We start from the raw sequence: 8,666 nt of genomic DNA, 5'->3' as shown, positions 1-8,666 counted from the left end.
AGCCAGACGTGTGGGAGGGAATCGTGGTCGCGGGCCGCTCGCTGCAGGGACTGGTGAGCGGGCAGAGCAGACGCGGCATGGGGCCGCGAGACGAGCACGCCAGCCGGCAGAGGAACAAGGCGACCGGCGCCCTGGAGGCGCAGCTGGGGGTGCGCTGAGCGTGGCCGAGACCCGCCCGGCAGGTTTTGCCGCCCCGCGCCCGGCCACCGCCACCCCGGCAAATCCTGCCGGGGCGAATCCTGCCGCCGCGCAGGTCTCCCGCCCGCAGCAGTCGCGCAGCCCCGAGGCGATGCGCAAGACCGCGCAGGAGTTCGAGGCGCAGATGCTGGGCGCCATGCTGCAGCCGATGTTCGAGACGGTGCCGACCAACGGGCCGATGGGCGGCGGCGCGGCCGAGGCGCAGTGGCGGCCGATGCTGGTCGAGCAGTTCGGCAAGCAGATGGCCAAGGCCGGCGGCGTTGGCATAGGAACTGCAGTGTACCGCGACATGATGCGTCTCCAGACGCAGTCGAGCGGAGAGAAGCCATGACGGCGGTGATCGAGCTGCAGCGCGTGACCCTGGCGCTGACCGAGGTGATCCTGGCGGAGACCGCCGCGCTGGAGCGGCGCGACCTGCGCGGCGCCGCGGCGCTGTCGGGGAAGAAGGTCGCGGCGCTGGAGGCTTTCGTCGCCGCCCGCGCCCGCATGACGCCGCAGGAGGCGGCGGCCGGCGGCGCCGCGCTGGCCCAGCTGGTCGACCGCCTGCGCGACCAGGTCGAGGCCAACCGCGCCGCGCTGGAGATGGGCATCGCCCTGCAGGGCCGCGTGCTGGAGACCATCGCCGGCGCCGCCGCCCAGCCCGCCATCGCGACGCCGGGCTATGGCCGCCGGGTGCTGCCGGTGCCGGCCGCCGCCTATGCCCTGGGCGCTGCGCCGATGGCCCTGTCGCTCAGCGCGTGAGCCGGCCCTTTCGCGCATTTTGAGACGCCCGACGCGCGGCCCGGCCTGGGCTGCGCGTTTATTTTTTGCAGAATAATGAACGACGCGGGCCGGCTTTCGCCGCTCCGGTCGCCGGTTCCACGCTTGGGTTCTGGTGCAATGCAGCATCGCAAGCGCTTGAAACGCCGCAGAATGCTGCGTCGCGCTGCAAGCGTGACCCCGGCGCTGGCCGCAACCCTGCCCCTCCGTGCCCGGAATGAAGTGGTTAACAACGGGGAAACGCGCCGCTGGTTAGCTGCGCCGGTCGGGCCCTGCTGGTGGCAGAAGGCCGCTTGGGCCGGCACTTCGGTTCGGACGAGGCAGGAGGCCTGGGTCACGGATGAACTACCAAGGGGCGATGACGGCTCTGGCCGCCCTGATCCTGGTGCTGGCCCTGGTGCTGCTGGCGGCCCGCGCCGCGCGGCGCTTCGGCTTCGCGCCCGGGGTGCCCGGCGTGCCGCGCGGCCAGCATCGCCGGCTGGTGCTGGTCGAGAGCCTGGCGCTGGACACCCGCCGCCGGCTGCTGCTGCTGCGCTGCGACGGGCGCGAGCTGCTGCTGGTCACCGGCGGCCCGCAGGACCTTGTCCTTCAAGACCTGCCGCGCTCGGATGCCGCCATGCCCGTCATCGCGAAGGATGCCGGCTGATGCGCCGCGCCCTGTCCCTCGCGCTGACCATCGGCCTGGTGCTGGTGCTGCCCGGCCTGGCCCTGGCGCAGAGCGTCAGCATCGACATGGGCACCGGCGAGGCCGGCGCCACCACCCGGCTGGTGCAGCTGACGGCGCTGATCGGCCTGCTGTCGCTGGCGCCCTCCCTGCTGGTCATGGCCACCGCCTTCGCCCGCATCAGCATCGTCCTGTCGCTGCTGCGCAGCGCCATCGGCGCCGGCGGGGTGCCACCCAATCCGGTGCTGATCGGCCTCGCCCTGTTCCTGACCTTCTTCGTCATGCAGCCGGTGCTGGAGCAGTCCTGGCAGCGCGGGCTGCAGCCCATGGCCAACGGCCAGATCGAGGAGATCGCCGGCCTGCAGGCCGCGGCCGAGCCGTTCCGCACCTTCATGGCGGCGAATACCCGGGAATCCGACATCGCGCTGTTCCTCGACCTCGGCAACCTGCCGCCGGTGACGGATGCGGCGCAGACCCCCTGGCGCGCCCTGGTCCCCGCCTTCATGGTGGGCGAGCTGCGCCGCGCCTTCGAGATCGGCTTCCTGATCTTCCTGCCCTTCCTGATCATCGACATCGTCGTGGCCAGCGTGCTGATGGGCCTCGGCATGATGATGCTGCCGCCCAATGCCATCTCGCTGCCCTTCAAGCTGATCTTCTTCGTGCTGGTCGACGGCTGGCGGCTGGTGGCCGGCAGCCTGGTGCAGGGATTTGCCGGCGGTGGTTGACCCGATCTTCCCCGGCTTGGCTGACCGCGCGGTCAGGACAGTGGTTAATGAAGTGGCGATGTTCGGCTGCGCAGGCTGCGCAATGGCCGTGCCCGCCCCCAGGATCCGAGAGATGCCGCCCGCGACTCCATGGCCGCTGCCGTCGCGTCCTGACGCACTCCGCAACCCCCGCGCTGCGGGGCGGGAGGGCTGATGCCGCAACCGACCCTGCCCCACGCGCCGACGCCCGCCGCAGCAAGCTCGGCCGCCGCAACGCCGGCGGCCCCTGGCAACGCCGCGCCGCGCGACCGCTACAAGGCCTTCGCCTTCGCCGCCGCCGAGCTGCTGGTGGAGGCCGATCCCGAGGGCCGCGCGGTCTTCCTGGCCGGCAACTTCATCCGCCGCCTCGGCCGCGGCGCCGAGAGCGCGCTGGGCGCCCCGGCGCGTGACCTGGTGGCGCTGGAGGACCGCCCGGTCTTCGACGCGGCGCTGGCGCGGCTGCTGGCCGAAGGGCGCCTGCCGCCCACCGCCCTGCAGCTCGCGGGCACGGAGCCGCTGCCCTGCGTGCTGACCGGCCTGCTGCACCGCGACGGCGTGCCGGTGCCGCGCGCCACCCGCGGCGAGGCCGGGCTGCGCCTGGCGCTGAGCTTCGGCGGCCTGCCCGCCGAGCGCGCCATCCCGCGCCGCCCCGCCGCGCCGATCCTGCCGACCGACGCCGCCACCCTGGCGCGCGAGGCCGAATCCCTCCTCCTCGGCCTGAGCGACGCTCCGGGCGAGCCCGGCGTCGCGCCGGTGCTGTCGCTGCTCGAGCTGAACGGCCGCGACGGCCGGCTGACGCCGCGCGCCTCGGTGGTGCGCGACGTCACCGCGCTGCTGGCCGAGCATGCCGGCCCGCAGGGCAAGGCGGCGCAGATCGCGCCTGGCTTCTTCGGCATGGTGCATTCCGGCAGCGAGCCGCCCAGCCTCGGCTCGGTGGTCGAGCAGCTGCAGGCGGTGCTGGCCGGCGCCGGGCTGCAGGGGGCGACCGTCGCCACCCATGCGCTGACGCTGGAGACCTCGCCGGCCAAGGGGATGAGCGGCCCGCAGGCGGTGCGCGCGCTGCGCCTGGCGCTGGGCACCTTCGCCCAGGGCGGCACCGCGGCGCTGGCCAAGGCCGGCTTCGACGACGGGCTGCACGGCTTCGTCGGCGCCGTCGGCCCGCGCGCCGCGGCCCTCGCCCGCGCCATCGCCGACCGCCGCTTCTCCCTGGCCTTTCAGCCGATCGTCGAGCTGGCGCAGCCCGAGGCGACCCCCTCGCACTATGAGGCGCTGATCCGGCCGCTGGCGACCGACGGCCTGCCGACGCTGGGGCCGCAGGCCTTCGTCAACCTGGCCGAGATGGTCGGCCTCTCGGCCGAGCTGGATCTGGCCGTGGCCGATGCCTCGCTGGTCGCCCTGACCCGCGCGGGTGGGGAAATCCGCGTCGCCTGCAACGTCTCCGGCCTGTCGCTGCAGGACCCGGCCTTCCGCCGCCGCCTGCTGGCGCTGCTGGAAAGCCACGCCGCCGAGCTGCGCGAGCGGCTGCTGATCGAGGTCACCGAGACCGTCGAGATCGACAACGAGGCCGAGGCCGTCACCTGCCGCGAGGCGCTGCGGCAGCACGGCGTCACCGTCTGCATCGACGATTTCGGCGCCGGCGCCGCCGGCCTCAGCTATCTGCGCCTGCTGAAGCCCGACCTGGTCAAGCTGGACGGCCGCTTCATGGAGGCGACCAGCGGCGGCCAGCGCGGCGAGAGCTACAACTTCGCCGCCGCCCTGGTCGAGCTGGCGCGCGCCACCGGCGCCGCCGTCGTCGTCGAGCGGATCGAGACCGAGGCCGATGCCGACACCGCCCGCTCCTTCGGCGCACGCTACGGCCAGGGCTGGCTGTTCGGCCGTCCGGGCACGCTGCCGGGCAATCTGGGACCGCGGGCCTTCGGCGCCTCCGCCCGCCGCGCCGCCACGCCGCGGCCGGAAGGCCTGGTCGCAACCGGTTAACAATTTTCCGGGCATCTGACCCCATGTCCCTCGACAGCGCGCTTCTCACCGCCACCAGCGGCCTGCGGCTGACCCAGAAGCAGCTGACCCAGGCGTCGCAGAATGTCGCGAATGCCGGGGTGGCGGGCTATACGCGCAAGCAGGTCGACGCCCAGTCGGTGACCGGCGGCAGCGGCGTCCGCGCGCTGGAGGCGACGCGCCAGATCGACACCGCGCTGCGCGCGCAGCTGCTCGCCGCCGCCGGCCAGCAGGGCGCCGCGGCCCTGCGCGACACCACCCTGTCGCCGCTGGCGCAGCTGCAGGGCAATCCGTCGGATGCGACCAGCACCGCCGGGCTGATCTCGGCGCTGAACGACGCCTTCACCAACCTCGCCGCCAATCCGGCCGACAGCGGCGCCATGAGCACGGCGCTGGGCGCGGCGCAGAGCCTGGCCGGCCAGATCAACAGCGTCTCCGACGCCATCGGCGACGCCCGGCAGCAGGTGCAGGATGGGCTGAGGCGCGACGTCGACACCGCCAACGGCCTGCTCTCCGACATCGCCAAGCTGGACCGGCTGGTGCGCGCCGAGACCATGGCCGGGCGCAGCGGCGCCAACCTCGCCGACCAGCGCGACGCCGCCATCACCCAGCTGGCCGGCCTGGTCAGCGTCAAGCCGGTCGCCGCCGACAATGGCGGCGTCACGCTGATGCTGAACGACGGCTCGATCCTGCCGCTGCAGGAGGGCAGCACGCCCTTCGGCCTGGCCGATGCCACCGTCTCGCCCGGCAGCTATTACGGCGATCCCGACGGCACCCTGCCGGGGCTGACGCTGAACGGCCAGGCGATCTCGACCGCGACGATCGGCGGCGCCATCGGCGAGGGCTTTGCCCTGCGCGACACCACGCTGCCGACCATGCAGGCGGAGCTCGACATGACGGCGGCGACGCTGGCGCACCGGCTGGACGAGCAGGGGCTGCGGCTGTTCACCGACAGCGGCGACAGCGCGCCGCCCGACCCGACCACGGCCGAGGGCCTGGCCGCGAGCACCGGCTTCGCCAGCCGCATCGCGGTCAACAGCGCGGTCAGCGCCAGCCCGCGCCTGCTGCGCGACGGCACCCATGAGGTCGCCGGCTTCACGCCCAATCCGGCGGGTGGGCCGGCCGGCTTCAGCACCCTGCTGACGCGGGTCACCACCTACAGCTTCGGCACCGAATCCGCCGCCGGCACCAAGCATGCGGCGATCGCCGGCAGCGGCCTCGGCGCCAACGGCAAGCTGTCGGCCAGCTTCAGCGCGCCGTCGCGCATCACCGACTATGCCGCGGCCGTGGTCGGCAGCCAGGCCAGCATCGCCTCGGCCGCCAGCGGCGCCGCCACCCAGTCGACCGCCCTGCGCAGCCAGTTCGACACGCTGCTGCAGAAGGCCGAGGGCGTCGACGTCGACAGCGAGATGGCCAACATGGTGCAGCTGCAGAACGCCTATGCCGCCAATGCCCGGGTGCTGACGGCGGTGCAGAGCATGTGGGACGCGCTGCTCGGCGCGGTCCGGTAAGGGATCCGGTCGATGGCGATCAGCGGCTTCTCCGGCTTGAGCGCGGCGGCGACGGCGGCGGCGCAGGTGCGCGCCCGCTTCGACGAGGCCTCCCGCATCGCGACCTCGGGCGAGCGCGCCACCAGCTATGCCGGGCTCGGCGCCGATGCCGGCAAGGCGGTGGATCTCAGCGCGCAGCTCAGCAAGCGCACCCAGCTGGCGACCATCGCCAGCAACGGCGAGGCGCGCGCCAGCTACACCCAGGTGGCCCTGACCCGGCTGTCCGACATCGCGACCGAGATGGCCGGCCAGGCCAGCAAGATCGGCTCGGCCGACGGCACCACCGTCGAGATGGTGGCGGCCAATGCCCGCGCGGCGCTGCAGGAAGTCGCCGGGCTGCTGAACGAGCGCTACCAGGGCGAGGCCATCTTCGGCGGCAGCGACCTCGACAGCGACCCGATCGCCGGTGCCGACCAGATCACCGCGACGGGGATGTTCACCGGCATCGGCACCGCGCTGGACGGGCTGACCGACGCCAATGCCGCCGACGTGCTGAGCAGCATCCTGGGCCTGGCCACCAGCAACGCCGAAGGCGTCAGCCCCTTCTCCAGCTTCGCCAACCAGGCGGCCGAGGGCGAGGTCGGCGACTCACGCCGCGCCGTGCCGACCGAGAACGGCGCCAGCATCGAGGTCGGCCTCTACGCCAACCGCAATGCCAGCACGGCGACCAGCGGCAGCAACACCGGCTCCTGGGCGCGCGACATCCTCATGGGCCTGTCGATGCTGGCCAACATGACCGGCGCCCAGGCCTCGACCGGCGCCTTCGCGACCGTCACCGCGGCCGCCGCCGGCGCGCTGCGCGACGGCGCCAGCGGCGTCACCGACGAGGCCGGCGCGCTGGGCATGGCGCAGTCGCGGCTGGAGGCGACGGCGACCTGGCACAAGGACGTGGCGACCCAGGTCGAGATCCAGCTCGGCAATGTCACCACCGTCGATCCGGCCGAAGCCTATCTGCGCCTGACCGAGACGCAGACCCAGCTGCAGTCCAGCTACAAGGCGCTGTCGATGATCGGAAACATGTCGCTGACCAACTACCTCTGAGCAGTCCGCACCTCTGCGGCGGCTGGGCGGGGCGGTCCTCACGGGCCGCCCCGCTTCGTTTTCCTGGCAGGCGTCGCCGGCACCCGCGCCGGGCCCTCGCCTGTCGCCCGGCGAAAGCCGTGGCTGCGTCTGCCGAATCGACGCTGGCCGCAGCGGCACGGTCGCGCCAGCGCTTGCGCGGGCCTGCCCTGCCGCTTCGATCTTCCTGCTCTGCGCACCAGCGAATCGAATCGGTCGTTGCGCATCCGACCATACTGGCGGAGACCACTCCGGGACCGGTTCGAAAGACTCGAGGCCTCAGCGCAGCATTCTTCGATTCGCAGGGTTGCCTGGCGGCGCGATGCCCATGGGGACCGGTGCCGTCATGGCGGGTCCGGAGCGAAGAAGCTCCTGCGGCATGACCGCATGACGCGAGACGAGGGAGACTTGCGCTGCCAACACGCGGAAAGAATGTGGGTTGAAACCCGTAGCCTAAGCGGAGGCTCGTTCCTCGCCGGGTGCCGCCGCCCTGCCCCGCCAGGCACCGCATGCAGCAGCATCCCGGCCCGCGCTGCCGCCAGATGGAAGATCGCCGTGCAGCACAGCGATCCCGGCGAAACCGGTGCGGGAGGGACGCTGCTCCGGAAACGCCGCAGGAATCTCACTAATTAGAAGAGCGGGCGCACCGCGGCCATCGGGCTGCGCGCCGCCGTCACCGCCACCAGCGGCGCAGCCCGGGTGCTGATCATCGGGATCGGCGCGCTGCGATAGGCGTCGAGCCCGCGGCCGCCGCCGCTGCCGGGCGCCGCCATGGCCACCTGGGCGCGCGCCGCGCCGTTGTTCAGGAAGCCTCCGCCAGGGCTGGCCGCCAGGGCGCCGGCGGTCATCGGGATGCCGCCGCCCACCACGGGCGGTGCGACAGGCGGCCCGCGCCGCTCAGGCGCGCTCAGCGCGGCCAGCTGCGTGGCGCTGGGGGCCGGCGCCGGGTTCTGCTGCTCGGCCCGCCAGGCGGCCTGGATGCGCGCCAGATAGGGCTCGGCGAATTCCGGGTTCTGCGAGTGGTAGGCGGCGGCCGCGCGCGACCAGTCGCCGCGGCTGCTGTTCAGCTCGGTCAGAAACTTGGCCGCATATCGAACATTCGTGAGCGGGTCGAAAGCCTCTTCCAGCGAGGCGAAGGCATTCGGATGATGGCGCAGATTGATCTGCATGCAGCCGACATCGATCGAGCGCATGCCGCCGGCCTGCAGATTCTGCACATGGGCAATAACTGCCGCCTTGGACGGGAACATGGCACCCTTGCCCTCGGCATTGATGGTCCAGGGGTAAGGGTCGGGGCGGCCATTGGCGCCGCGCGTGCCGGATTCCACCCGGCCGATCGCCGCCAGAAGGTGCTGCGGGATGTTGAATTCGCGCTCCACCACGCTGATTGCCGCCCGGCACAGCCCGCCCGGGGCAGCGTCGGCCGGCCGCGCCACAGCGGTCTCCGACGCGGTCGAGGAGGCGATGCCGCGCGCCGCCGCCGGGCTGACCAGGGCCAGCAGCAGGGTGAGCATCATCGTCACCACCAGGGCCAGCAGCGGCGGCACCAGCGGGTCCAGACGCGGAAGCATCGTGGGCAGCATGGGGGGCAGCATGGGGGGCCGCATGCTGGGCCGGCCTCTTATACGCATCTGACGCTGCCGACGAGCCAACGCGTGCAGCGCTCGTGGGTGTCTGTCTGGTCTCACGCACAAAAAC

General features: G+C 72.8%; 8 protein-coding genes. 7 read left to right on the top strand and 1 reads right to left on the bottom strand.

The window, feature by feature from the left end:
• Positions 1–160: 160 nt before the first annotated feature.
• The 7 genes from BKE38_RS24855 (at position 161) to BKE38_RS24825 (ending at position 6,950) form a co-directional block, all read left to right on the top strand.
• Positions 161–529 (top strand): rod-binding protein, encoded by a 369-nt coding sequence (locus tag BKE38_RS24855; RefSeq protein ID WP_076959907.1) that lies wholly within the window; start codon positions 161–163, stop codon positions 527–529.
• Positions 526–939 (top strand): hypothetical protein, encoded by a 414-nt coding sequence (locus tag BKE38_RS24850; protein WP_076959906.1) that lies wholly within the window; start codon positions 526–528, stop codon positions 937–939. The genes BKE38_RS24855 and BKE38_RS24850 overlap by 4 nt, the downstream gene beginning before the upstream one ends.
• A 358-nt stretch (positions 940–1,297) precedes the next feature.
• Positions 1,298–1,603 carry a flagellar biosynthetic protein FliO gene (locus tag BKE38_RS24845; protein WP_076959905.1) on the top strand — a complete coding sequence of 102 codons (306 nt, stop codon included), beginning with the start codon at positions 1,298–1,300 and terminating at the stop codon, positions 1,601–1,603.
• Entirely contained in the window at positions 1,603–2,346 is a 744-nt protein-coding gene (gene fliP, locus BKE38_RS24840; RefSeq protein WP_076959904.1) for a flagellar type III secretion system pore protein FliP, read from the top strand. Before BKE38_RS24845 ends, fliP begins: the two co-directional genes overlap by 1 nt.
• A 192-nt stretch (positions 2,347–2,538) precedes the next feature.
• On the top strand, positions 2,539–4,341 hold the full coding sequence (locus BKE38_RS24835) for a sensor domain-containing phosphodiesterase (RefSeq protein ID WP_076959903.1): 1,803 nt from the start codon (positions 2,539–2,541) through the stop codon (positions 4,339–4,341).
• A 23-nt stretch (positions 4,342–4,364) separates the two neighbouring features.
• A complete protein-coding gene (flgK, locus tag BKE38_RS24830; RefSeq protein ID WP_076959902.1) occupies positions 4,365–5,870 on the top strand; it encodes a flagellar hook-associated protein FlgK in 1,506 nt (501 codons plus the stop codon).
• A gap of 12 nt (positions 5,871–5,882) precedes the next feature.
• Entirely contained in the window at positions 5,883–6,950 is a 1,068-nt protein-coding gene (locus BKE38_RS24825) for a flagellin (protein WP_076959901.1), read from the top strand.
• A gap of 647 nt (positions 6,951–7,597) precedes the next feature.
• Here BKE38_RS24825 and BKE38_RS24820 read toward each other — a convergent pair.
• Positions 7,598–8,539: a lytic transglycosylase domain-containing protein gene (locus BKE38_RS24820; protein WP_165694277.1), complete on the bottom strand. Its 942-nt coding sequence runs from the start codon at positions 8,537–8,539 to the stop codon at positions 7,598–7,600.
• Positions 8,540–8,666: the final 127 nt, after the last annotated feature.

The organism is Teichococcus deserti (genome assembly GCF_001982615.1).
Lineage (GTDB): Bacteria > Pseudomonadota > Alphaproteobacteria > Acetobacterales > Acetobacteraceae > Pseudoroseomonas > Pseudoroseomonas deserti.
Note: the sequence above shows the minus strand (reverse complement) of the source record. Positions and strands in the feature narration are given on the sequence as shown.

Excerpts from the sequence above, each read along its gene's own strand:
- flgK (WP_076959902.1), top strand. The coding sequence starts at position 4,365 with ATGTCCCTCGACAGCGCGCTTCTCACCGCCACCAGCGGCCTGCGGCTG.
- fliP (WP_076959904.1), top strand. The coding sequence starts at position 1,603 with ATGCGCCGCGCCCTGTCCCTCGCGCTGACCATCGGCCTGGTGCTGGTG.
- BKE38_RS24845 (WP_076959905.1), top strand. The coding sequence starts at position 1,298 with ATGAACTACCAAGGGGCGATGACGGCTCTGGCCGCCCTGATCCTGGTG.
- BKE38_RS24835 (WP_076959903.1), top strand. The coding sequence starts at position 2,539 with ATGCCGCAACCGACCCTGCCCCACGCGCCGACGCCCGCCGCAGCAAGC.
- BKE38_RS24825 (WP_076959901.1), top strand. The coding sequence starts at position 5,883 with ATGGCGATCAGCGGCTTCTCCGGCTTGAGCGCGGCGGCGACGGCGGCG.
- BKE38_RS24850 (WP_076959906.1), top strand. The coding sequence starts at position 526 with ATGACGGCGGTGATCGAGCTGCAGCGCGTGACCCTGGCGCTGACCGAG.
- BKE38_RS24820 (WP_165694277.1), bottom strand. The coding sequence starts at position 8,539 with ATGCTTCCGCGTCTGGACCCGCTGGTGCCGCCGCTGCTGGCCCTGGTG.